The organism is Pseudomonas californiensis, from assembly GCF_021147775.1.
Classification (GTDB): domain Bacteria; phylum Pseudomonadota; class Gammaproteobacteria; order Pseudomonadales; family Pseudomonadaceae; genus Aquipseudomonas; species Aquipseudomonas californiensis.
This window is the reverse complement of sequence record NZ_JAGTPK010000001.1, coordinates 12,652-33,346: the sequence shown is the minus strand read 5'-3', so window position 1 is coordinate 33,346 and position 20,695 is coordinate 12,652. Positions and strand designations below refer to the sequence as shown.

24 protein-coding genes are annotated in these 20,695 nt (G+C 59.4%); 11 read left to right on the top strand and 13 right to left on the bottom strand.

Annotation, left to right across the window (positions count from 1 at the left end; translation table 11 throughout):
- Positions 1 to 15: 15 nt before the first annotated feature.
- Positions 16 to 429 (top strand): PA0061/PA0062 family lipoprotein, encoded by a 414-nt coding sequence (locus tag KDX37_RS00170; RefSeq protein WP_231650553.1) that lies wholly within the window; start codon positions 16 to 18, stop codon positions 427 to 429.
- Here the strand turns inward: KDX37_RS00170 and KDX37_RS00165 are convergent, their stop codons facing one another.
- Entirely contained in the window at positions 430 to 663 is a 234-nt protein-coding gene (locus tag KDX37_RS00165; protein WP_231650551.1) for a DUF1161 domain-containing protein, read from the bottom strand. It lies immediately after the preceding gene.
- A gap of 166 nt (positions 664 to 829) precedes the next feature.
- Positions 830 to 1,261 carry an OsmC family protein gene (locus KDX37_RS00160; protein WP_231650549.1) on the bottom strand — a complete coding sequence of 144 codons (432 nt, stop codon included), beginning with the start codon at positions 1,259 to 1,261 and terminating at the stop codon, positions 830 to 832.
- A gap of 211 nt (positions 1,262 to 1,472) precedes the next feature.
- Between KDX37_RS00160 and KDX37_RS00155 the strand changes: the two genes are divergently transcribed.
- A complete protein-coding gene (locus tag KDX37_RS00155; RefSeq protein WP_231650547.1) occupies positions 1,473 to 2,456 on the top strand; it encodes an LLM class flavin-dependent oxidoreductase in 984 nt (327 codons plus the stop codon).
- Between the two features lie 140 nt (positions 2,457 to 2,596).
- On the opposite strand, the gene KDX37_RS00150 is transcribed toward KDX37_RS00155, so the two are convergent.
- Positions 2,597 to 2,821, bottom strand: coding sequence for a DUF1161 domain-containing protein (locus KDX37_RS00150; protein WP_231650546.1), 225 nt, complete (start codon positions 2,819 to 2,821; stop codon positions 2,597 to 2,599).
- A 149-nt stretch (positions 2,822 to 2,970) separates the two neighbouring features.
- The gene (locus KDX37_RS00145; protein WP_231650545.1) at positions 2,971 to 3,186 is read right to left on the bottom strand and encodes a dodecin; all 216 of its coding nucleotides are present in this window, start codon (positions 3,184 to 3,186) and stop codon (positions 2,971 to 2,973) included.
- A gap of 166 nt (positions 3,187 to 3,352) precedes the next feature.
- Between KDX37_RS00145 and KDX37_RS00140 the strand changes: the two genes are divergently transcribed.
- Positions 3,353 to 3,679, top strand: a complete 327-nt coding sequence (locus KDX37_RS00140) for a DUF883 family protein (RefSeq protein ID WP_231650544.1) — start codon at positions 3,353 to 3,355, stop codon at positions 3,677 to 3,679.
- Here KDX37_RS00140 and KDX37_RS00135 read toward each other — a convergent pair whose 3' ends face one another.
- Positions 3,680 to 4,636, bottom strand: a complete 957-nt coding sequence (locus tag KDX37_RS00135; RefSeq protein ID WP_319941620.1) for a LysR family transcriptional regulator — start codon at positions 4,634 to 4,636, stop codon at positions 3,680 to 3,682.
- Positions 4,637 to 4,715: 79 nt separating this feature from the next.
- Here KDX37_RS00135 and trpB point away from each other — a divergent pair, with 79 nt between their 5' ends.
- The 3 genes from trpB to KDX37_RS00120 all read left to right on the top strand — a co-directional run bounded on the left by trpB (position 4,716) and on the right by KDX37_RS00120 (position 7,358).
- Positions 4,716 to 5,945 carry a tryptophan synthase subunit beta gene (gene trpB / locus KDX37_RS00130; RefSeq protein WP_231650542.1) on the top strand — a complete coding sequence of 410 codons (1,230 nt, stop codon included), beginning with the start codon at positions 4,716 to 4,718 and terminating at the stop codon, positions 5,943 to 5,945.
- Positions 5,942 to 6,754 carry a tryptophan synthase subunit alpha gene (gene trpA / locus KDX37_RS00125; RefSeq protein WP_231650541.1) on the top strand — a complete coding sequence of 271 codons (813 nt, stop codon included), beginning with the start codon at positions 5,942 to 5,944 and terminating at the stop codon, positions 6,752 to 6,754. The genes trpB and trpA overlap by 4 nt, the downstream gene beginning before the upstream one ends.
- A gap of 127 nt (positions 6,755 to 6,881) precedes the next feature.
- Positions 6,882 to 7,358: an anti-virulence regulator CigR family protein gene (locus KDX37_RS00120; protein ID WP_231650540.1), complete on the top strand. Its 477-nt coding sequence runs from the start codon at positions 6,882 to 6,884 to the stop codon at positions 7,356 to 7,358.
- Positions 7,359 to 7,428: 70 nt separating this feature from the next.
- Here KDX37_RS00120 and KDX37_RS00115 read toward each other — a convergent pair whose 3' ends face one another.
- The 3 genes from KDX37_RS00115 to KDX37_RS00105 all read right to left on the bottom strand — a co-directional run bounded on the left by KDX37_RS00115 (position 7,429) and on the right by KDX37_RS00105 (position 9,815).
- Positions 7,429 to 8,253 (bottom strand): alpha/beta fold hydrolase, encoded by an 825-nt coding sequence (locus KDX37_RS00115; RefSeq protein ID WP_231650539.1) that lies wholly within the window; start codon positions 8,251 to 8,253, stop codon positions 7,429 to 7,431.
- Between the two features lie 227 nt (positions 8,254 to 8,480).
- The gene (locus KDX37_RS00110; RefSeq protein WP_231650992.1) at positions 8,481 to 8,816 is read right to left on the bottom strand and encodes a DOPA 4,5-dioxygenase family protein; all 336 of its coding nucleotides are present in this window, start codon (positions 8,814 to 8,816) and stop codon (positions 8,481 to 8,483) included.
- A 48-nt stretch (positions 8,817 to 8,864) separates the two neighbouring features.
- Positions 8,865 to 9,815, bottom strand: a complete 951-nt coding sequence (locus KDX37_RS00105; protein ID WP_231650537.1) for a choline sulfate utilization transcriptional regulator — start codon at positions 9,813 to 9,815, stop codon at positions 8,865 to 8,867.
- A gap of 114 nt (positions 9,816 to 9,929) precedes the next feature.
- Here KDX37_RS00105 and betC point away from each other — a divergent pair, with 114 nt between their 5' ends.
- The 3 genes from betC (at position 9,930) to KDX37_RS00090 (ending at position 14,173) form a co-directional block, all read left to right on the top strand.
- Positions 9,930 to 11,435 (top strand): choline-sulfatase, encoded by a 1,506-nt coding sequence (betC, locus tag KDX37_RS00100; protein ID WP_231650536.1) that lies wholly within the window; start codon positions 9,930 to 9,932, stop codon positions 11,433 to 11,435.
- A gap of 38 nt (positions 11,436 to 11,473) precedes the next feature.
- Positions 11,474 to 12,400 carry a choline ABC transporter substrate-binding protein gene (gene choX / locus KDX37_RS00095; RefSeq protein ID WP_231650535.1) on the top strand — a complete coding sequence of 309 codons (927 nt, stop codon included), beginning with the start codon at positions 11,474 to 11,476 and terminating at the stop codon, positions 12,398 to 12,400.
- A 204-nt stretch (positions 12,401 to 12,604) separates the two neighbouring features.
- Positions 12,605 to 14,173, top strand: coding sequence for a SulP family inorganic anion transporter (locus KDX37_RS00090; protein ID WP_231650534.1), 1,569 nt, complete (start codon positions 12,605 to 12,607; stop codon positions 14,171 to 14,173).
- 8 nt (positions 14,174 to 14,181) lie between these two features.
- On the opposite strand, the gene aroE is transcribed toward KDX37_RS00090, so the two are convergent.
- Together aroE and hemF are read right to left on the bottom strand one after the other, a co-directional pair.
- The gene (aroE, locus tag KDX37_RS00085) at positions 14,182 to 15,006 is read right to left on the bottom strand and encodes a shikimate dehydrogenase (protein ID WP_231650532.1); all 825 of its coding nucleotides are present in this window, start codon (positions 15,004 to 15,006) and stop codon (positions 14,182 to 14,184) included.
- A 63-nt stretch (positions 15,007 to 15,069) separates the two neighbouring features.
- The gene (gene hemF / locus KDX37_RS00080) at positions 15,070 to 15,984 is read right to left on the bottom strand and encodes an oxygen-dependent coproporphyrinogen oxidase (protein WP_231650530.1); all 915 of its coding nucleotides are present in this window, start codon (positions 15,982 to 15,984) and stop codon (positions 15,070 to 15,072) included.
- A 168-nt stretch (positions 15,985 to 16,152) separates the two neighbouring features.
- On the opposite strand from hemF, the gene KDX37_RS00075 reads away from it, so the two are divergent.
- The gene (locus KDX37_RS00075) at positions 16,153 to 17,130 is read left to right on the top strand and encodes an NADPH:quinone reductase (protein WP_231650528.1); all 978 of its coding nucleotides are present in this window, start codon (positions 16,153 to 16,155) and stop codon (positions 17,128 to 17,130) included.
- A gap of 32 nt (positions 17,131 to 17,162) precedes the next feature.
- On the opposite strand, the gene KDX37_RS00070 is transcribed toward KDX37_RS00075, so the two are convergent.
- From KDX37_RS00070 to KDX37_RS00060, 3 genes are all read right to left on the bottom strand, one after another.
- The gene (locus KDX37_RS00070) at positions 17,163 to 17,720 is read right to left on the bottom strand and encodes an L-threonylcarbamoyladenylate synthase (protein WP_231650526.1); all 558 of its coding nucleotides are present in this window, start codon (positions 17,718 to 17,720) and stop codon (positions 17,163 to 17,165) included.
- Between the two features lie 37 nt (positions 17,721 to 17,757).
- The gene (gene dprA / locus KDX37_RS00065; protein ID WP_231650525.1) at positions 17,758 to 18,876 is read right to left on the bottom strand and encodes a DNA-processing protein DprA; all 1,119 of its coding nucleotides are present in this window, start codon (positions 18,874 to 18,876) and stop codon (positions 17,758 to 17,760) included.
- A gap of 123 nt (positions 18,877 to 18,999) precedes the next feature.
- Positions 19,000 to 20,025 (bottom strand): LysM peptidoglycan-binding domain-containing protein, encoded by a 1,026-nt coding sequence (locus KDX37_RS00060; RefSeq protein ID WP_231650524.1) that lies wholly within the window; start codon positions 20,023 to 20,025, stop codon positions 19,000 to 19,002.
- Between the two features lie 124 nt (positions 20,026 to 20,149).
- Between KDX37_RS00060 and def the strand changes: the two genes are divergently transcribed.
- Positions 20,150 to 20,656, top strand: coding sequence for a peptide deformylase (def, locus tag KDX37_RS00055; protein WP_231650523.1), 507 nt, complete (start codon positions 20,150 to 20,152; stop codon positions 20,654 to 20,656).
- Positions 20,657 to 20,695: the final 39 nt, after the last annotated feature.

Below are 20,695 nucleotides of genomic sequence, written 5' to 3'. Positions count from 1 at the left end.
AGTACGGAGCCTGCCATGCGCCTCATGACACTGATTATCGCCCTTGCGACACTCGTTGGCTGCGCGGGGCCATTGCCTGCGGTAAATCCGGACATGGCCTGGGTCGACATGCGCACCGTGGGTGGAAAGCTGGTGATGGCGGACAAGCTGGATGGCAAACACACCTATGACGGCCGCTACTTTCAAGTCACACCCGGCAGCCACACGCTGCAGGTGCGTTACGACTATGAGTATCGGGCGGGTGGTCTGGGGATGATGGGCGATGATTACACTGAAATAACGTGCTTCATCGGTGTTCGTTACGAACACTTCGCCGCGGGGCAGCGCTACATGCTTGAGGTGCGCTCACTGGCCAATGACGTAGACGCCTGGCTGTATGACGCACAGCGCAATACGGTCGCCGAAGAAGCGGACGTTCACTGCATCTGATCAGCGATCATTGCGTTGGTAGATGATTTTCCGGGTGCCGTTGTCGCAACTGCCGACCACCATGTTTTCGTCGTGAACCTCTTCATTGGTTACGACCTCCAGGGTGTACGACGTCACGTTGTTGGCCTGAATCTTGGCTTCGATTTCGTCCTTGAGTTCATCACAGGACTTCGGAGCTGCCAGGGCACTGGTCGCCAACAGGGTACAGGTCACCGCTAAAGCAAAACGTTTCATGCTCGACTCCCATGATGCAAAGCACTACTGAACCCGATGAGGTTTCAAGTTGAAATCGCGCGTGTCCGTGATGAGCGCCAGCGAACCGTCAAACGGCTCGCTACGTAAAGCTCTGATCACGGACAAGCACGTTGCTGTGGACCGACCGAGGTCGGTCCGGCCTTGATCAGCTCAGCAATGTCGCGTCCAGCGTGATCTTGGCGTTAAGCACTTTGGACACCGGGCAGCCTTCTTTGGCTTGCTTGGTCAGGTCGTCGAACTGTTCCTGAGTAGCGCCCGGCACCTTGGCTTTCAGAACCAGATGCACCGCGCTGATCGCAAAGCCGCCTTCAACCTGGTCCAGAGTCACTTCGGCCTGAGTGTCGATGCTGTCAGCCGTGAAGCCTGCGTTACCCAGAATCATCGACAGGGCCATCGAGAAGCAACCTGCATGGGCCGCGCCGATCAGTTCTTCAGGGTTGGTACCCTTGCCGTCTTCGAAGCGCGCCTTGAAGCCGTAAGGCGCTTCACGCAGCACGCCGGTTTCGGTAGAGATGCTGCCGATACCGTTTTTCAGATCACCTTCCCAGTGGGCAGATGCTTTCTTGACGATGCTCATAATGGCTCCTTCTGAAATGGAATGGATCTTTGCTCGTACCAAGGTTCTGAGGATAGACGGCTCTGGAAAGTTCAATGGTCGGAAAGACCGAGTATTTAAGTAGGTTTTTTCGCGTCAAACATTGAAAAGTCGGGATTGCGCCCACACTGCTGTTGCATCGTGGGCAGCTCCAGAAGCCAGCCCTACACACTTCAAGGAGCTACCCTGGCCTATGAAACGTCTGGCAGATGTAAAAATTTCAACCCTTGATCTGGTGCCCGTGCGCCACGACAAAGGCCCCGCCGAATCGCTGCGCAACTCACTCAGTCTGGCTCAACACGTCGAAAAACTGGGCTACAACCGCTTTTGGGTTGCCGAGCACCACAACATGGACGGCATCGCGAGTTCTGCGACGTCGGTGCTGTTGGCCTATCTGGCTGGCGGCACCTCGACCATTCGAGTGGGCGCAGGCGGCGTCATGTTGCCCAACCATGCGCCGCTGGTGGTTGCCGAGCAGTTCGGCACGCTGGCAAGCCTGTATCCGGGTCGGATCGACCTGGGTCTGGGCCGCGCGCCGGGTTCCGATCAGATGACCGCACGCGCCCTGCGCCGTGAGCGCTCTGGCAGCGCCGACGACTTCCCGGATGACGTGACCGAGCTGATGGAGTACCTCGGCCCGCGCACACCGGGTCAAAAAGTGATCGCCGTTCCGGGTTCAGGTACGCAAGTGCCGATCTGGCTGCTGGGTTCGAGCCTGTTCAGCGCTCAGTTGGCCGGGATGCGCGGCTTGCCGTATGCCTTCGCTTCGCACTTTGCGCCGCGTTACATGCATGAGGCGATTCGCGTTTATCGCAATCACTTCCAGCCGTCCGAAGTGCTCGACAAGCCCTATGTGATGCTCGGCGTACCGCTGTCGGCGGCCGACACCGACGACCACGCCGAATACCTGGCAACGTCGGTCTACCAGCGCGGCCACAGCCTCATGCAGCGTCCGCCCGTCGAATCCATGGACGGCCTGTGGTTGCCACACGAACGTGAAGCGGTGGCGAGCTTTCTGGGGTTGGCAATGGTCGGTGGCCCTGAAAAGATCCGCGCCAAACTCGATGTGTTGCTGGAGCAGACAGAAGCTGACGAACTGATCTTCACTTGCGACATGTACGAACACGAAGACCGGTTGCGCTCCTACGAAATCCTGGCTCAGGTCGCTCACGGTTGAAGCAGATCGTCAAATTGAGCGCATGAACGAAAAAGCCCGCACTCCAGACTGAATCAGTATTCAGCCTGGAGGCGGGCTTTTTTTCAGCGTTCACACGGGGTCGAGCAACTGGCTGGACTTACATCGAGCCGGCCTGACAATCAACCGCGCTTGTAGACGATTTCCTTGGCGCCGCCTTCGCAAGTACCGACCACTTTCTGATCAGCAGCAGCGCCTTTCTCGACCACTTCAAGCGTGTAGGACGAAACGCCCTTTGCCTGAAGCTTGGCATCGATATCGCTTTTCAGTTCTTCACATGGCTTGCCTGCCGCCAGCGCGGTGCCAGCGATGCTCAACAAGCCTACAGCCAACAAAAACTTCTTCATGGGTATTCCCTCTCGTCCGGCCAAGTGCAGACGCCATCGGAACAGGCGCCCATTAAACGTTCCCACGCCGGCAGACGAACCCCAAAGGGTCGCTTGCGCAAAGGCAACGCAGGTTATGGCAATCGGCCAGCCGAAAGGTTCAGGTCGTATCAGCTATGTTCGATGCGGAAACCCACTTTCAAGGTGACCTGATAATGGCCGACCTTGCCTTCCACGATGTGGCCGCGGGTTTCGGTCACTTCGAACCACTCCAGATTCTTGAGGCTCTTACTCGCTTCAGCCAGCGCATTCTGAATAGCGTCTTCGATGGTGGTCGTCGACGAGCCAACGATTTCGACTTTCTTGTACGTGTGGTGATCAGTCATGGCAGTTCTCCTGAAGGTCGATAAAAGCGCAGCTGAGGCCACGCACCTAGGTTCTGTCAGGGAAACGGCTATAAAAGTTCAGCTCTTTGCAAAATGCAATCGCACTTTCCAAAAACCCCGGAGTCGGAAACAACACACGCCACTCACCCATTGCAGGAGAAACACCATGGCTAGTACTTCACTTCGCAAGGCCTCGTTGCAGAGTATGGAAGCAGAAATCGAAAGCCTGTTGAAGTCGCTTGAAGGGTTGAAGGACGATGCAACCGACGAGTCGCGCAAAACCTTGAAAAACCTCAAGGCCAACGCTGAAAGTGCACTGAGCCATTCGCGCAGCCTGCTCAGCGATGTTTACGAAGACGTCAAAGAAAAAACCCGCGAAAACGCGCTGGCAACTCGTGACTACGCTCAAGAACACCCATGGACTACCGCTGGCGTTGCCGTCGGTGCCATCGGCCTGCTGGCAGCGTACCTGCTGTGCAAGCGCGGCAACTGATCAATTTCTGATCGGGTCTCCAGACCGCTTCAGCTCATTTTTCAACCAGTGAGCCAACTGTTGCGCGCGTCCATCGGACACACGTCTGGGCACCCATAGCGCCAGCTGCGCCGGGGTTTCATTGAAACCCCATGGCGCAGCCAGGCGACCGGCTTTCAGGTCGTCAACCACCAGCGGTTCTGGCGCAATCGCAATACCGAGGCCTGCCACGGCCGCCTCAAGCAAATAATACAAATGCTCGAAACCCTGTCCGTAACGCAAGGCGTGCGGGTCCATGCCGTTCTGCTGCGCCCAGCTGGGCCAGGCCTGTGGCCGCGAAGTAGTCTGCAGTAATGACTCTTCAAGCAACGCGCTGGCAGGTGCCTCACTCAAACTCTCGAAACGGCTGAAGCGCGGGCTCAGCACCGGGCCGATTCGCTCGCTGGCCAGCTCGAAAACCTGCATGTCTGCAGGCCATGGTGGCTCGGCGAAAATCAGCAACGCATCCAGGCCAGGCCGGCGCGGATCCACATCACCTTCACCCGCCGACAGGTGCAAGCGCAGGTCCGGCAACTCGGCATTCAGCCGCCCCAGGCGCGGGATGAACCAGCGCGCCAACAGGCTGCCCGAACACCCCAACACGAAAGGCGCGTCGGCACTGCCCTGGCTCAATTCGGCGCAGACACTGCGCAACCGATCAAAGGCTTCACCGCTGGCATCACGTAACCGAACACCGGCATCTGTGAGTTTAAGGCCGCGCCCGTCCTTGATGAACAGGCTGAGCCCAAGATGTTCTTCAAGCACTTTCAACTGACGGCTGACCGCACCGTGCGTCACATGCAGCTGTTCGGCAGCTTGACTGACGCTGCCCAGGCGGGCTGTGCCTTCAAATGCACGCAAGGCATTCAGCGGCGGAAGGTCGCGGCTCATGATCTGTGAGTTTTCCTGACAGGTTGTGGCGATCTTATCGGTTTTCAACCGGGCATGCGCTGGTTAAAGTGACGTCATTGCCGATTCGGCTCACTCAATTCGCCCCATACAGCTACTGGAGTACTTCATGACCCAGACCAATTTCCGCAGCGGCCCCGACGCCAACGGCCTGTTCGGCTCATTCGGCGGCCGCTACGTGGCTGAAACCCTCATGCCACTGGTGCTCGACCTCAATCGTGAATATGAAGCCGCCAAAGCCGACCCTGAATTCATCAAGGAAATGGCTTACTTCCAGCGTGACTACGTGGGTCGTCCAAACCCGCTGTACTTCGCCGAACGCCTGACCGAGTTCTGTGGCGGCGCCAAGATCTACTTCAAACGCGAAGAGCTGAATCACACTGGCGCGCACAAGATCAACAACTGCATCGGCCAGGTGCTGCTGGCCAAACGCATGGGTAAAAAACGTCTGATCGCTGAAACCGGTGCAGGCATGCACGGTGTAGCGACGGCGACCGTAGCGGCGCGCTTTGGTCTGCCTTGCGTGATCTACATGGGCGCTACCGACATCGAGCGTCAACAGGCCAACGTGTTCCGCATGAAGCTGCTGGGCGCTGAAATCGTCCCGGTCACTTCCGGTACGGGCACCCTGAAAGATGCGATGAACGAAGCCCTGCGTGACTGGGTGACCAACGTCGACGACACCTTCTACCTGATCGGCACCGTGGCAGGCCCGCATCCGTACCCGGCGATGGTGCGTGATTTCCAAGCCATCATCGGCAAGGAAACCAAGGAGCAGATGCTGGAGAAGGAAGGGCGTCTGCCCGACAGCCTGGTCGCTTGCGTGGGCGGCGGCTCCAATGCCATGGGTCTGTTCCATCCGTTCCTCGATGACGCCAGCGTACAGATCATTGGCGTTGAGGCCGGCGGCCATGGCGTGAACACCGACAAGCACGCGGCGAGCCTGAATGGTGGCGTACCGGGCGTGCTGCACGGCAACCGCACGTACCTGCTGCAGGACAACGATGGTCAGATCACCGACGCACACTCGATCTCCGCTGGTCTGGACTACCCGGGCATTGGCCCTGAGCACGCCTTCCTGCACGAAGTGAAGCGTGTTGAATACGTCAGCATCACCGATGACGAAGCGCTGGACGCGTTCCATCAGTGCTGCCTGCTCGAAGGCATCATCCCGGCGCTGGAAACCGCCCACGCACTGGCTGAAGCCATGAAGCGTGCGACCAATCTGCGCGACGATCATTTGATGGTGGTGTGCCTGTCCGGGCGCGGCGACAAAGACATGCAGACCGTCATGAACCACATGGCTACTGCTGAAAAAACTCAGGAGAACCTGGTATGAGCCGTCTCGAACAACGTTTCGCTCAGCTGAAAACCGAAGGCCGTGCCGCGCTGGTCACCTTCATCACCGCCGGTGATCCGGGTTACGACACTTCGCTCAAGGTCCTGAAAGGCCTGCCTGCCGCTGGCGCCGACGTGATCGAGTTGGGCATGCCCTTCACCGACCCGATGGCGGACGGCGTAGCCATTCAGCTGGCGACCCTGCGTGCACTGGACGCTGGCCAGACCCTCCAGAAAACCCTGCAGATGGTGAGTGAGTTCCGGGGCGACGACCAGACCACTCCGATCGTGCTGATGGGCTACTACAACCCGATCCACCGCTTCGGCGTCGAGGCCTTCGTGGCTCAGGCCAAGGAAGCGGGCGTGGATGGCCTGATCATCGTTGACCTGCCACCGGAGCACGACGGCGAGCTGGCGACACCGGCACAGGCCAGCGGTATCGACTTCATCCGTCTGACCACGCCGACCACGGACGATGCTCGTCTGCCTCGCGTACTCGAGCGCAGCTCAGGCTTCGTCTACTACGTATCGGTTGCGGGCGTGACCGGTGCAGGCTCAGCCACCACCGAGCACGTGACCGAGGCCATTGCGCGCCTGCGTCGTCATACCAGCCTGCCGATCAGCGTCGGTTTCGGTATCCGCACACCTGAGCAGGCAGCGGCCATTGCACGTCTGGCAGACGGTGTAGTAGTGGGTTCGGCACTGGTCGACAAGATCGCCACCGCCGAGTCGCCGGAACAGGCCATCGATGGCGTGCTGACACTGTGTGCAGCCCTGGCCGAAGGCGTTCGTAACGCCCGTGTAAGCTGAGGTAAAGTTTCTGATACAGAGGAATCAAAGCGCCGGTAGCCGTTCTACTCTGCAGTAAGACACAAGGGGTTCATGACCATGTCATGAACCCCTTTTTGCTGCATCGTGAGAAGTTGAGGAGCGCCCCATGAAACTGCCAAGTCGTTTTATCACCGGTCTGGGTATCTTGATGATCAGCGCCAGCCCGCTGCTTCAGGCAGCACCGCCGGATCAGCGCGGCCCTGGCCAGGACGACAATCGCGGCGGACAGCAACAGGGCCATCGCGACAACGACGGTCCAGGCAACCGTGGCAATGGCAAAGGTCACGGCAATCAGGCCCATCAGGATAATCGCCGCGGCCCACCGGAAGACTTCGGCCCGGTGCGCCAGACCTTTCAACAGCATCGCGACGTGATAGGTCGCGGCCAGCCGCTGCCGCCGGGCGTGCACATCGCCAAAGGCCGGCCGCTGCCACCGGGCTACGGCAAGCGTCTGGACAGCCGTTCGCTGCAATACCTGCCTCATTACGAAGGATATGAATGGTGTCGACTGGGCACTGATGTGGTACTGATCGCGGTGGGCTCGGGAATCGTGTACGCCATTCTGGACGGCGTGCTGAACTGACCTGAAAAGTCCGGAAGGTATCAGGCGACCGGTCTGGTCGCCTGATACTGGTTCACGGCGTCCTTGAAGCTCACGCCTGTTTCTGATGAAGCCCGGCCAGAAACGTCATCAGGGCGCCCGTGACAAACGCCGGGTTTTCGAGGCTGGCTATGTGTCCGGCCTCTGGCACCAGCACATAGGGACAGCCAATCAGACGTGCCATTTCCCGCGCCTCCAGAGGAGGGCGGGGGATGTCCGCGTCGCCACAGATCACCAGCGTGGTGTCGGCATCAAGCTGGCAAAGAAGGTCCAGCCGGTCTTCCCGACCAAAGATGATGCGCCCAAGCGGTGCCACCGTTTCACGCAACTGCTGTGCACCCATACGGGCCAGCGACGCCCGAAAATCCTGATACAGCGCAGACTGACGATCAATGCCTGGACGGAAGAAGATAGGCGCAACCACGTCCAGCAGGGGCTCGGGGAACGCACCGTGTTCTGCGAGCTGATCGATCAGCGAAAAATAGTAGGCTTTTTTGGCGTCCGGCTCTTTGCCCAGATAGGTGTCCATCAGCACCAGCCCATTGATCCGCTCGGGCGCGACCAGTGCCGCAATTGCACCCCACATGCCGCCCACCGACAAACCGATGATGGTGCAGCGCTCAATGCTCAGATGATCGAGCAAGGCCAGCGCATGCCGGGCGAGGTCATCCAGATTGTCGGTGCCCTCCGGGAACGTGTCAGAAGCGCCATGACCCCACAGATCGGGCACGATTACACGATACTGGCTGGCCAGCGTGTCGATCTGTGCGCTCCACATGGCATGGTCCCAAAGGTAACTGTGACCGAGCAGAACGACCGGGCCAGTGCCTTGATCTGTGTAATGAAGTTTTTTACCTTCGATGATGAGTTCGGGCATTTCATGATCCTCTGTCCTGGTACTTCAACAATTCGAGGCAAGCGGTAATTTGCTTGCAGAAAAGACGGCCTGCGACAGACCTCAAGTGCCGGATCAACGGGCGCTTGCGTGACCTTTTATTGAACATTCGTACGCCAGACGACCGAGCGGTCATTTGGCGCGGGTTATCTTACACGAACGTTTCGCTGGCTGTCTTGCGTGAAGCGCGATCAACACCGGGGTTGCGCTCAGGCCCCACTCAGCACGCTCAGATCCAGAGGCCTGACAGCACCCATCCAGACAGCATGATCCGTGTGGTCGCGTAGTTCATTGCCAGTGAGTGGGTGCAGAAACACTACCAGCCCTTTGCGATTCAGCGCGAGCCACAGAGTGACATCGGCAAGCTGTGCGTGCTCGAACGCCAACTGACAGCTCCAGTCAGGGTGCGGACCGACCCGCTTTTCATGAACCCGGCCCATCTGCACACCAAATCGGGCGGATGCCGCCTCACACAGCGAGCGAGCCTGTTCGAGGGTATGTGAATCAAAGTAAACATGGGCGTGGTAGCCCTGAACGTCCGGCATCGGTGTATCTCCCATCCCCAGAAAACCTCCCAATCTGAAAACACGTGGTCACACAGCAATCGACGGTAACGGCCTGCCCGCCAGTGAAACGCCGCTCAGCGCCTGCTCACTGGCCAGCCAGTCCACAAACTGCTGGACGATCTGCACCCGGCGCTTGCGCTGCGGCAACACCACGTAATAACCGTAGCCAGAGATCGCTGACGCGGCGATGGGCCGACACAACAGGCCCTGGTCGAGCAAGTCGTCGACCAGATGCCGCCAGCCGATGGCAACACCTTGTCCGCCAATGGCCGCCTGAATGAGCAGCGTGTAGTTGTCGAATCTCAGTTGACCGGGTGCGGGCGCCTGCGGAATGTCCAACGCGCGGAACACGCCGCCCCAGTCGAACCAGTTGTTGCTGCTTTCACCGCGCAAATGCAGCAGCGGAAACTCGCGCAATATCTCATTGGGCAGCGGTGCGGCGCGCCCGGCGATCAACTGCGGGCTGCACACCGGAAACACCTCTTCACTGAACAGCCAATGGCTTTCGCCCTGCTTGAAACGCCCGTCACCAAACAGCACCGCAACGTCGATATCAGCACGCAACATGCTGTGCGTACGCTCGCTGGTCACCAGACTCACGTCCACATCGGGGTTGGCCTTGTGAAACCGGTGCAGCCTGGGCATCAACCAATACGCGGCGAAGGCGAAGTCGGTGGCGACCTGCAGGACCTCATGCTGGTGCTGCTCGGTGATCGCCACCAGTCCGCTGTCTATGGACTGCAAGCCGGCCTGAACGTGACTGAACAGGACTTCGCCCGCTTCCGTCAGCTCGATGCCGCGATAAATACGGTCAAACAGACGGGTTGCCAGTTGATCCTCAAGACGCTTCATCTGTTGGCTGATAGCAGGCTGAGTGGTGCCCACCTCACTAGCAGCTGCGGTAAAACTGCGCAGTCGTGCCGCTGCTTCGAATGAACGCAGCAGGTCCAGAGATATGTCGCCGAGGGCTTCAAACATAAGCGCTACTTATCCTAGGTATTGTCACGCAAGGGCTTTACCCCGCAACCGTGAGCCTTCATTCTCATTGCCAGCACTTTCGCATAACTTTTCACGATGGGATGCAGCGATTACATGAAGCGCAAAAATATTCTGTTCATCATGGCCGATCAAATGGCCGCGCCAATGTTGCCGTTTTACGCTCAATCTCCAGTACTGATGCCCAACCTGAGCCGCCTCGCAGCCGAAGGCGTGGTGTTCGACTCGGCCTACTGCAACAGCCCGCTGTGCGCGCCTTCGCGTTTCACGCTGGTCAGCGGCCAGTTACCCAGCAAAATCGGCGCCTACGACAACGCAGCCGACTTTCCAGCGGACATTCCAACCTACGCTCACTACCTGCGCGGTCTGGGCTACAAGACCGCACTGTCCGGCAAGATGCACTTTTGCGGCCCGGACCAATTGCACGGTTACGAAGAGCGCCTCACCAGCGACATCTACCCGGCCGACTACGGCTGGGCTGTCAACTGGGATGAGCCGGACGTGCGCCCCAGCTGGTATCACAACATGTCGTCGGTCTTGCAGGCGGGCCCTTGCATACGCACCAACCAGCTCGATTTCGACGAAGAAGTGCTTTTCAAGGCCCAGCAGTATCTCTACGACCACGTACGTCAGGACGGTGATGCGCCTTTCTGCCTGACCGTGTCCATGACCCACCCGCACGACCCGTACACCATCCCCAAACCGTTCTGGGATCTGTACAGCGACGACGAAATCCCGATGCCACCGGCACACGCCGATCAGGACGCTCTGGACCCTCATTCGCAACGTCTGCTGAAGGTTTACGACCTGTGGGACAAACCCATGCCCGCAAACAAGATCCGGGATGCGCGCCGCGCCTATTTTGGTGCCTGCAGCTACATCGATCTGAACGTCGGCAAGCTGATGCAGACGCTGGATGACGTCGGGTTGTTGCGCGACACCATCGTTGTGTTCTCCGGCGACCACGGCGACATGCTGGGAGAAAAGGGGCTCTGGTACAAAATGCACTGGTTCGAGATGGCTGCCCGCGTGCCGCTGCTGGTCTACGCTCCAGATCAGTTCAAGCCAGGCCGCGTGAGCGCATCGGTGTCGACCGCCGACCTGCTGCCGACGTTCGTCGAGCTGGCGCATGGCGAGCTGGACAAAGGCCTGCCGCTGGATGGCCGCTCGCTGGTGCCGCATCTGCAAGGCAAGGCCGGACACGATGAAGTGTTCGGTGAGTACATGGCCGAAGGCACAACCAGCCCGCTGATGATGATTCGTCGCGGCAATTACAAATTCATCTACTCGGAACAGGACCCGTGCCTGCTGTTCGACGTGACGAACGACCCGAAGGAACAGGAGGACCTGAGCCAGTCACCTGACCATCAAAAATTGTTCAACGACTTTTTGGTCGAGGCACGCGCCAAGTGGGACATACCGGCGATACACCAACAGGTGCTCGCCAGCCAGCGTCGGCGACGTTTTGTCGCCAACACCCTGGCAACCGGCAAGCTGAAGAGTTGGGATCACCAGCCACTGGTCGACGCCAGTCAGCAGTACATGCGCAACCACATTGATCTGGACGATCTGGAGCGCAAGGCACGTTATCCGCAACCTTGAACCCTGCCCAAACCAAGAAAACCAAAAGGGGTACATCAATGAATACGTTATCCAAAACGCTGGCAATCAGTCTTATGTCGCTGGGCAGTTTCGCAGCAGTGGCTGCGGACTCAAGCTGTAGCACGGTGAGAATGGCTGATCCGGGCTGGAGTGACATTGCGGCCACCAACGCCATCACCAGTGTTCTGCTTGAAGGCATGGGCTATACAACCAAGATCGATACGCTGGCAGTACCGATTGCCTATGGCGGTCTGAAAGACGGCAAACTGGACGTTTTTCTGGGTAACTGGATGCCTGCGCAACAGGGTTTCTACGACAAGTTCGTGGCGACCGGTGACGTGACGCAATTGGCCAAGAACCTGCAGGGCACCGAGTTCACGCTGGCCGTGCCGGACTACGTGTGGAATGCAGGCGTGCATGACTTCGCCGACCTGAACAAGTTTGCCGACAAGTTCAGCAAGAAGATCTATGGCATTGGCTCGGGGGCGCCTGCCAACCTGTCCTTGCAGGAAATCATCAAGAAGAACGAGTTTGATCTGGGCGGCTGGAAACTGGTGGAATCGAGTGAGCAGGCAATGCTCGCCGAGGTCAATCGCAACGTGAAGCGTGAAGCGTTCGTGGTGTTCCTGGGCTGGACCCCGCACCCGATGAACGTGCAGATCAAAGGCATGCATTACCTCAAGGGCGGCGAGAAGTACTTTGGTGACACCGGTTCGGTCTTTACCCTGACCCGCAAGGGCTATGCTGAAGCCTGCCCGAATGTCGGCAAGCTGCTGACCAACCTGAGCTTCACGCTGGACATGGAAAACACCATCATGGCTGAGGTGGCGAACAAGAAAGTCAGCAACAGTGAAGCGGCCAAGGCGTGGATAAAAGCCAACCCGGCCGTACTGGAAAAATGGCTCGATGGCGTGAAAACCATTGATGACAAAGATGCACTGGCAGCGGTGAAGGCGAAAATCTAAGCCGTAGGGCTGCGTATTTGCAGCGCCTGACAAAGCCTCTTCGCGAGCAGGCTCGCACAAAGTTCAGTGCTCTCGCGGGAGCAGGCTTGCTCCACAAAGGTCCAGTGCCTCTTGTGTGCGAGCTTGCTCGCGAAGGCTGACTATCAATGATTCAATAGCTGACGGTCAAAACCCTGGCCACGCTCCACCCACCATGAGGGACTGATGCGCTGGCTCAACCGCCATAAATTTCTGCCGTTTCTGGCCTGGCTGCCTAACCAGACCCGCGCCAGTGTCGGGCGTGATGCGCTGGTGGGCCTGAGCGGCGCCATACTGGCCCTGCCGCAGTCCATCGCCTACGCCCTCATCGCCGGCCTGCCGCCCGAGTACGGCCTGTACGCGGCCATCGTTCCAGTACTCATCGCCTGTCTGTGGGGTTCTTCCTGGCACCTGATCTGCGGCCCGACGGCGGCGATATCCATTGTGCTCTACGCCAGCGTCAGCCCGCTCGCCGTCCCGGCCAGCCAGGACTACATCACCCTGATCCTGCTGCTCACATTCATCGCCGGGGTTTTCCAGTTGCTGCTGGGCATGATGCGCTTCGGCGCACTGGTGAACTTCGTATCGCACTCAGTGGTGCTGGGCTTCACCCTCGGCGCCGCCATCGTCATCGCGCTGGGGCAGATGCCCAATCTGATGGGCGTCGACCTGCCCAGCCAGACGACAGCGCTAAACAGCCTGACCGCCATACTCGAACACCAAGGCGAAATCGATCTGCCATCGATGGTGCTGGGGCTTGCGACATTGGCGCTGGGCATCCTGCTCAAGTCGCTGGTGTCACGCTGGCCAACCCTGTTGATCACACTGGTCGCAAGCAGCCTGCTGGTCTGGCTCTGGCCTGCGATGTTCGGCCATGTGAGGGTGGTCAGCGCTTTCGTCGGCCATTTGCCGCCGTTCAGTCCACTGCCGCTGGATGCAGAACTGATTCTCAAGCTGCTGCCTACTGCTGTCGCCGTGGGCATGCTGGGGCTGGTCAACAGCCTGTCGATTGCCCGCTCGCTGTCGGCACGCTCACAGCAAATGCTCAACGCCAACCAGGATGTCCGGGCACAGGGCCTTTCGAACATGGTCGGCTCACTGTTCTCGGGCTATTTGTCGGCAGGCTCATTCACCCGCGCGGCACTGAGTTACGAAGCGGGCGCCCGCTCACCACTGGCCGGTGTATTTTCGGCGCTGTGGGTGGCGCTGTTCGCCGTTGCCGGCGCCTCATTGATCTCGCACATTCCGATCCCGAGCATGGCTGCTTCCATCCTGCTGATCTGCTGGGGGCTGGTAGATCGTCGCGGTATCTGTGCGTTGTTCCGGGTCAGTCGTTCGGAGTTTTTCGTCATGGCACTGACCTGCCTGGCCACCTTGCTGCTGGAGCTGCAAACCGCGATTTATGCCGGTGTACTGGCCTCGCTGTTCTTCTACCTCAAGCGCACCTCGCAGCCCCGCGTGCAGCAGTGGCGTGAAGGCGATGAAGACGTGCTGCGTGTGGGCGGCTCAATCTTTTTCGGCGCCAGCCATTACCTGCAAACCCGCTTGCAGCGCACTCAGGGTAAACGGGTGGTAATCGACGCCCAGCAAATCAACTTCATCGATTACTCGGGCGTGGAAATGCTCCATCAGGAGGCCCGCCGCCTGGGGCAACAGGGCCGTGTGCTGGTCCTGCGCAACACCCGGCCGCAGGTGATCGAAGAGCTGCACAAGCTGGAAGGTGCCGAAAAATGTCCGATTCTGTTTGAGGCGTGAAAAGCAGATCAGCCGGCCGCCAGTTGCCTGCGCAACTCAGCCAGTACCGGCGCTGAATCCGGCCGAACACCGCGCCACAACAGGAACGCTTCGGCCGCCTGCTCGACCAGCATGCCGAGCCCGTCGACCGAACGACCCGCACAGTGCTCAGTGGCCCAGCGACAAAAAGCGGTGGGCTCCTTGCTGTACATCATGTCGTAGCAAAAGGTCGCGCCGGGTTGAATCAGGCTGGGCGCGATAGGCGGTAATTCACCTGCAAGGCTTGCAGACGTAGCGTTGATAATCAGGTCCACCGGTTCTTCGAGCCAGTCAAAGCCGCTGGCAAATACAGGCCCCAGATCCGTGAACTCCTGAACCAGCGTTTCTGCTTTTTCAATCGTGCGGTTGGCAATCACCACCGCCAAAGGTTTCTCCGCCAACAACGGTTTCAGCGCACCACGCACCGCGCCACCGGCGCCCAGCAACAGAATGCGTTGACCGTGCAGGCTCATCCCGCAGTTGACCGTCAGGTCGCGCACCAGTCCGGCACCGTCCGTGTTATCGCCCAACAGCGTGCCGTCATCCAGCGTGTGCAGCGTATTGACGGCGCCTGCACGCTGAGCGCGTTTGGTCAGGCTGTCAGCCAGGCGAAACGCCTCTTCCTTGAACGGCACAGTGACGTTGGCGCCCCGACCGGTCTGAAAAAACGCCCGCGCAAACGCAGTGAAATCGTCCAGCGGCGCAAGCGAGGTCCGGTACGCCAGTGCCTGCCCGGTCTGCTCGGCAAACAGGCTGTGAATCAGCGGCGACTTGCTATGGCCGATGGGATTGCCGAAGACGACGTACTGGTCCATGTGGGTTCCTATTGTGTTCATGTGCACAGCAACGGCGGCAAGCAAACGCCGCCGAATGCTGCTTCAGTCTTGCGCCAGCCAGTCGCGGTCGGTCAGGTAGTACTCGGTCAGGCGTGCTTCTTCACTGCCCGGTGCGGCTTTCCAGTCATAACCCCAGCGTACTTGCGGCGGGAGCGACATGAGGATCGACTCGGTACGACCACCCGATTGCAGCCCGAACAACGTGCCCCGGTCATACACCAGGTTGAATTCGACGTAGCGGCCGCGACGAAACTCCTGAAATTCGCGCTGCTGTACGGTGTAGGCATTGGCCTTGCGACGGCGCACGATGGGCAGGTACGCATTGATGAACGCGTCGCCAATCGCCCGGATAAACGCAAAGCTGGTCTCGAAATCCCACTGGTTCACGTCATCGAAAAACAGTCCGCCAATGCCGCGCGGCTCGTCACGGTGCTTGAGATGGAAATAGCTGTCGCACCAGGCTTTGTAGCGCGGATAAACGTCGTCGCCAAACGGGGCGCAGGCGCGCTCGGCAACCCGGTGCCAGTGCACGCAGTCTTCCTCGACGCCGTAATAGGGCGTCAGGTCGAAACCACCACCGAACCACCAGACCGGCTCTTCGCCTTCTTTTTCAGCGATGAAAAAGCGTACGTTGGCGTGGGAGGTTGGCACGTGGGGGTTATGCGGGTGAATCACCAGCGACACACCCAGCGCTTCAAATCCACGGCCCGCGAGCTCAGGGCGATGCGCACTGGCAGAAGGCGGCAGGTTGCTGCCAAATACATGAGAAAAGTTCACGCCGCCTTTTTCGATGACAGCTCCGTTTTCGATTACCCGCGTGCGACCGCCGCCGCCCGCCGGGCGTGTCCAGGCATCTTCGACGAAATGCGCATTGCCATCTTCCTGTTCAAGCGCGGTGCAAATGCGGTCCTGCAGGTCGAGCAAGTAAGCCTTCACGGCTTCGGTACGGGTACTCATGACGATCCCTTACGGCTGACTTCAAACGGCTGGGCCCCGGAACAAAAGGGCCGCAGGCAAACTGGCGCGTAGCATACCATTGGCAGACAGCACTGGCAGTTGACGAAGCCCGGATGAAGGAGTCCGATAGCTCTTTGCAATCCGTTTCGACATTCATGGAGAGAGCACATGGCAAAGCGTATCCAGTTCAACACGGTCGGAGGACCCGACGTTCTTGAATATGCCGACTTCGAGTCAGCAGCGCCCGGTCCGCAAGAGGTTGTGGTGCGCAACAAGGCCATCGGCCTGAATTTCATCGACACCTATTACCGCAGCGGGCTGTACCCGGCGCCCGCATTCCCGTCCGGGCTTGGTACAGAAGGGGCAGGCGTTGTCGAAGCAGTCGGCGCCGAAGTGACGCGCGTCAAAGCCGGTGATCGCGTGGCCTATGCGACCGGGCCGCTGGGCGCTTACAGCGATCTGCACACATTGCCGGAGGCCAATCTGGTCAAGCTCGCCGACTCGGTCAGCTTTGAAAAGGCTGCGGCCGTGCTGCTCAAGGGCCTGACGGTTCAGTACCTGCTGCGTCAGACTTATCAGGTCAAACCGGGCGAGATCATTCTGTTTCATGCCGCCGCAGGCGGTGTGGGCTCGCTGGCGTGCCAATGGGCCAAAGCGCTGGGTGCAAAACTGATCGGCACGGTCAGCTCGCCTGAAAAGGCGGCGCATGCCAAAGCACTCGGCGCATGGGAAACCATCGATTACAGCCATGAAGACGTGGCCAAGCGCGTGCTGGAACTGACCGAAGGCAAAAAATGCGCGGTGGTGTACGACGGTGTGGGCCAGGACACATGGCTGACATCACTCGATTGCGTCGCACCGCGCGGTCTGATGGTGAGTTTCGGCAATGCGTCCGGGCCAGTGGCCGGGGTCAATCTGGGGATACTGGCGCAGAAGGGTTCGCTGTACGTCACTCGCCCGACACTGGGCAGCTACGCCAACAGTGCGCAAAACCTGCAAACCATGGCGGACGAGCTGTTCGACATGCTTGCCAGCGGCAAGCTCAAGGTCGACAACATTCAGCAATATGCGCTCGAGGACGCTGCCAAGGCACACATCGAACTGTCGGCCCGCCGCACCACGGGCTCGACGATTCTGATTCCCTGAGGCAGTACAACGCAACGCAACGCGTCCCGGCACTAGCCGGGACGTACCACCTGCCCGGTGGCGATGTCACGAATCACGCTCGGGTTTCGACGACCACCCAGCGCGCCACACAGAACGGTGTCGATCTGACCACGGAAATACTGCTCAACACGCAATCGTGACTTGGCAGCAGGGCGACCTGCCGGGTTGGCAGAGGTCGAAATCAGCGGTCCTACCAATGCGCACAGCTCACGCACGGTCGGGTGATCAGTCACGCGCAGCGCAACGGTTTCGTGAATCCCGGTTATCCACTCGGGCAGCAGGTTCTGGTGCGGCACCAGCCAAGTGTTCGGCCCGGGCCAGGTGCTGGCCATACGATCGAGCCACAGCTCGGGAAAGTCCTCGAACAGGAAGTCGAACTGACGAATGTTGTCAGCGATCATGATCAGCCCTTTTTCCACAGGCCGGGACTTGATCGCCAACAAGCGGTAAACCGCCTCTTCGTCCCACGGGTCGCAACCCAGCCCCCAAACTGCCTCGGTCGGGTAGGCAATAACCGCTCCGGCCCGGATATCCCGAGCGACTTGCTGCACACGCCAACTGCTGACCATTCTTTCTCTCCGCTAAATCATGGCGGGCAGTTTAACCTCACGGCGCGCTGGCGAACCATCGTCCCGCTTCACTGCTTATCCGCCCATCGAGCTCAAGCTCCGTCAATGCTGCCAGTACCTTGGGCAACGGCCAGCCCATGGAATTCGACAAAGCTTCGCTGGTGTGCGGCGCAGCATGCAACAGCGCCAACAAAGGGTTATCGCAAGCGGCAGGACGTTGCTCGGCATCAGGTTCAGTTGCAGGCGCCACCCGATGCCAATGCTGCAGGGCTTCGAGGATATGGTCGACCGTCTCGACCAGTATCGCGCCGTCACGAATCAACTGGTGACAGCCGCGTGCACCAGGGTGGTGGATCGAACCGGGAATTGCATACACTTCGCGGCCGTGTTCGGCTGCCAGCCGTGCCGTGATCAGCGAGCCGCTGGCCACGCTGGCTTCGACAACCAGCACCCCAAGCGACATTCCACTGATGATCCGATTGCGTCGAGGAAAGTTGCTGGCATGCGGGCCGGCGTCGAGCGGGAACTCGGAAATCACCGCGCCGCCCTGCGCCGCCATCTGTGCGGCGAGCGCCCGATGCTGCTGTGGATAAAGTTTTTCGAGCCCTGTGCCGAGCACGCCGATTGTGAGCCCGCCGACGGCCAGCGCGCCCTGATGCGCAGCGCCGTCAATCCCGCGGGCCAGACCGCTGGTGATCACAAAACCGGCACCGGCAAGGCTTCTCGCGAACGCAGCAGCGGTGTCCATTCCGGGTTTCGATGCGCGACGGCTGCCGACCATTCCCAACTGCGGCCGCTCGAGAATCGAGGGGTCGCCTGCGATGAACAGCAGCGGCGGGGGATCGGCAATCTGGGCGAGCAGCGCCGGGTAGCAAGGATCGTCCCACATCAGCAAATGCTGGCCCGGACGCTCAAGCCATGCCAATGCAGCACTGGCACCGTCGCGTACCGAAGGCTCACGCCGGGCCTCGGCAGCAGCCGTCGGCATGCCCAGTGAACGCCATGCACTGGCTGGCGCAGACAGCGCCGCCGAGGCACAACCGAACGCATCGATAAGCCTGGAAAAGCGCTTCGATCCAATCTCTGGCAAACGATGCAGACGAAGACGTGCTTCCAGTTCCGACGGTGACGGAACAGCTTTTTCAAACAGCGGCATAAGATCGTCCCTGATCCATGGCGCACCTCGGACGGTGCGCAAACCTGTGGATAACTCTGTTGACAACAATTTGATAAGTGAATGAAACAGTCAGGAAATCCGTATCAAAACTGAAACATGGCGCTAGGGGTTACGGACCTTGTCCATAATGGCCAAAGATCGGTTCGCGTGCAGCACCAAGGCGTAACTGAGCTTGTCGTAAGTGCGGAAAACCATCAGCAGACCAGACCGTTCGTCCGGGATTTTTACCTGCTCACCGGTCACCCGGTCACGCACCCGCTCACCCGTCTTGTAGATGGCCAGCACGTTGCCTTCGACCAGACCGTCGCGCCTGCCTTTGTTCAGCGTGACCACGTCATACACGCCGACTTGGGTAACGCCACGCGGTACGTCAAGAATCAGCCCTTCGACCGGCGATTGTGGCGCGCTGGGCATGAACGTCGAAGTGATTGCACGCTCTTCGCTGGCAAACAGCCGGTCACCCAGACGAACTTCCTGCGTGGAGCGTTGAAGCGTCAGCGTCGATACGTCGCCTTCAGTGGCGACCACCTCCGCACTGCCAATATCGTCGGCGTTGATGCCCAGCACTTCCTCGGTATCAGGGTCGATATAGGTCTTGCCCTGACGGAAGATGCCGTACACCGAGTGCGCCGCGTCCAGCGTGCCACGCGAATAGACACGATCACCGCTGCCACTGAGCACCCGCTCGGCGTTACCTGCCACGATATAGGGCGCTTGTTCAAACGCTTCGGCGCTGTCGACGATACGGTTGCTGATCAGAAAGGCATTGATGGCACCCAGCGGGATGCTCGGGATAGCCTCAACCACCGGCGTGCTGCGCACACGCGGTGACAATTTGATGGTGCCTCGGGATTCGCCACGGTTGACCATCACACGCGGCTGGCCGTCGACATACGTCAGTGAGAGAGTGTCACCGGGGTAGATCAGATCAGGGTCGTGCACCTGGGGATTGGCCCGCCAGATCTCTCGCCACTGCCAGGGTTCGCGCAAAAACTTACCGGAAATGTCCCAGAGTGTGTCACCCGGAACAACGGTGTAATTCTGCGGATGGCCTTCCCTGAGCTGCACTTGCGCCTGGACAAGACCGCTGGCGGTCAACAGCAGCAGGGCGAGTAGTGATTTCCTCATGCGGTGAATCCCTTTATCATGTTGCCTCGCGTGAACAATAGAGTCCCATCATGGGTTGCCGCCTTGAAATCCCGAGCCTGGCGCCCGACATTGACTTTACCCTAACAGTGCAGCTCTTACGTATATGGCTATTTTAAACATCCTCGAATTTCCCGATTCGCGCCTGCGCACCATCGCCAAACCTGTGGCGATAGTAGACGACGGCATTCGCCAGTTGGTCGACGACATGTTTGAAACCATGTACGAAGCGCCTGGTATCGGTCTGGCCGCAACGCAGATCAACGTCCACAAGCGGGTCGTCGTGATGGACCTGAGCGAAGATCGCTCCGAGCCGCGCGTCTTCATCAACCCCGAGATCGAAATGCTGACCGACGAAATGGATCAGTATCAGGAAGGTTGCCTGTCGGTGCCCGGTTTCTACGAGAACGTCGACCGGCCGCAGAAAGTCCGCGTCAAGGCGCTGGGCCGTGATGGCCAGCCTTACGAACTGGTAGCCGAAGGCTTGCTGGCGATCTGCATTCAACACGAGTGCGATCACCTGAACGGCAAACTGTTCGTCGATTATCTCTCCAATCTCAAGCGTGACCGGATCAAGAAGAAGCTGGAAAAACAGCACAAGCTCAACGCCTGATCCGTCGTCACCCCAAAAAGGCCTGTCGAAGGCCTTTTT

What these genes read in the sequence shown, in the direction of transcription:
- KDX37_RS00120 (WP_231650540.1), top strand. Translation starts at nt 6,882, where the DNA reads ATGAAACTGCCAAGTCGTTTTATCACCGGTCTGGGTATCTTGATGATC.
- KDX37_RS00090 (WP_231650534.1), top strand. Translation starts at nt 12,605, where the DNA reads ATGCGCTGGCTCAACCGCCATAAATTTCTGCCGTTTCTGGCCTGGCTG.
- KDX37_RS00115 (WP_231650539.1), bottom strand. Translation starts at nt 8,253, where the DNA reads ATGCCCGAACTCATCATCGAAGGTAAAAAACTTCATTACACAGATCAA.
- KDX37_RS00060 (WP_231650524.1), bottom strand. Translation starts at nt 20,025, where the DNA reads ATGAGGAAATCACTACTCGCCCTGCTGCTGTTGACCGCCAGCGGTCTT.
- aroE (WP_231650532.1), bottom strand. Translation starts at nt 15,006, where the DNA reads ATGGACCAGTACGTCGTCTTCGGCAATCCCATCGGCCATAGCAAGTCG.
- betC (WP_231650536.1), top strand. Translation starts at nt 9,930, where the DNA reads ATGAAGCGCAAAAATATTCTGTTCATCATGGCCGATCAAATGGCCGCG.
- KDX37_RS00075 (WP_231650528.1), top strand. Translation starts at nt 16,153, where the DNA reads ATGGCAAAGCGTATCCAGTTCAACACGGTCGGAGGACCCGACGTTCTT.
- def (WP_231650523.1), top strand. Translation starts at nt 20,150, where the DNA reads ATGGCTATTTTAAACATCCTCGAATTTCCCGATTCGCGCCTGCGCACC.
- trpB (WP_231650542.1), top strand. Translation starts at nt 4,716, where the DNA reads ATGACCCAGACCAATTTCCGCAGCGGCCCCGACGCCAACGGCCTGTTC.
- trpA (WP_231650541.1), top strand. Translation starts at nt 5,942, where the DNA reads ATGAGCCGTCTCGAACAACGTTTCGCTCAGCTGAAAACCGAAGGCCGT.
- hemF (WP_231650530.1), bottom strand. Translation starts at nt 15,984, where the DNA reads ATGAGTACCCGTACCGAAGCCGTGAAGGCTTACTTGCTCGACCTGCAG.
- KDX37_RS00140 (WP_231650544.1), top strand. Translation starts at nt 3,353, where the DNA reads ATGGCTAGTACTTCACTTCGCAAGGCCTCGTTGCAGAGTATGGAAGCA.
- choX (WP_231650535.1), top strand. Translation starts at nt 11,474, where the DNA reads ATGAATACGTTATCCAAAACGCTGGCAATCAGTCTTATGTCGCTGGGC.
- KDX37_RS00170 (WP_231650553.1), top strand. Translation starts at nt 16, where the DNA reads ATGCGCCTCATGACACTGATTATCGCCCTTGCGACACTCGTTGGCTGC.
- dprA (WP_231650525.1), bottom strand. Translation starts at nt 18,876, where the DNA reads ATGCCGCTGTTTGAAAAAGCTGTTCCGTCACCGTCGGAACTGGAAGCA.
- KDX37_RS00070 (WP_231650526.1), bottom strand. Translation starts at nt 17,720, where the DNA reads ATGGTCAGCAGTTGGCGTGTGCAGCAAGTCGCTCGGGATATCCGGGCC.
- KDX37_RS00160 (WP_231650549.1), bottom strand. Translation starts at nt 1,261, where the DNA reads ATGAGCATCGTCAAGAAAGCATCTGCCCACTGGGAAGGTGATCTGAAA.
- KDX37_RS00110 (WP_231650992.1), bottom strand. Translation starts at nt 8,816, where the DNA reads ATGCCGGACGTTCAGGGCTACCACGCCCATGTTTACTTTGATTCACAT.
- KDX37_RS00105 (WP_231650537.1), bottom strand. Translation starts at nt 9,815, where the DNA reads ATGTTTGAAGCCCTCGGCGACATATCTCTGGACCTGCTGCGTTCATTC.
- KDX37_RS00165 (WP_231650551.1), bottom strand. Translation starts at nt 663, where the DNA reads ATGAAACGTTTTGCTTTAGCGGTGACCTGTACCCTGTTGGCGACCAGT.
- KDX37_RS00155 (WP_231650547.1), top strand. Translation starts at nt 1,473, where the DNA reads ATGAAACGTCTGGCAGATGTAAAAATTTCAACCCTTGATCTGGTGCCC.
- KDX37_RS00150 (WP_231650546.1), bottom strand. Translation starts at nt 2,821, where the DNA reads ATGAAGAAGTTTTTGTTGGCTGTAGGCTTGTTGAGCATCGCTGGCACC.
- KDX37_RS00145 (WP_231650545.1), bottom strand. Translation starts at nt 3,186, where the DNA reads ATGACTGATCACCACACGTACAAGAAAGTCGAAATCGTTGGCTCGTCG.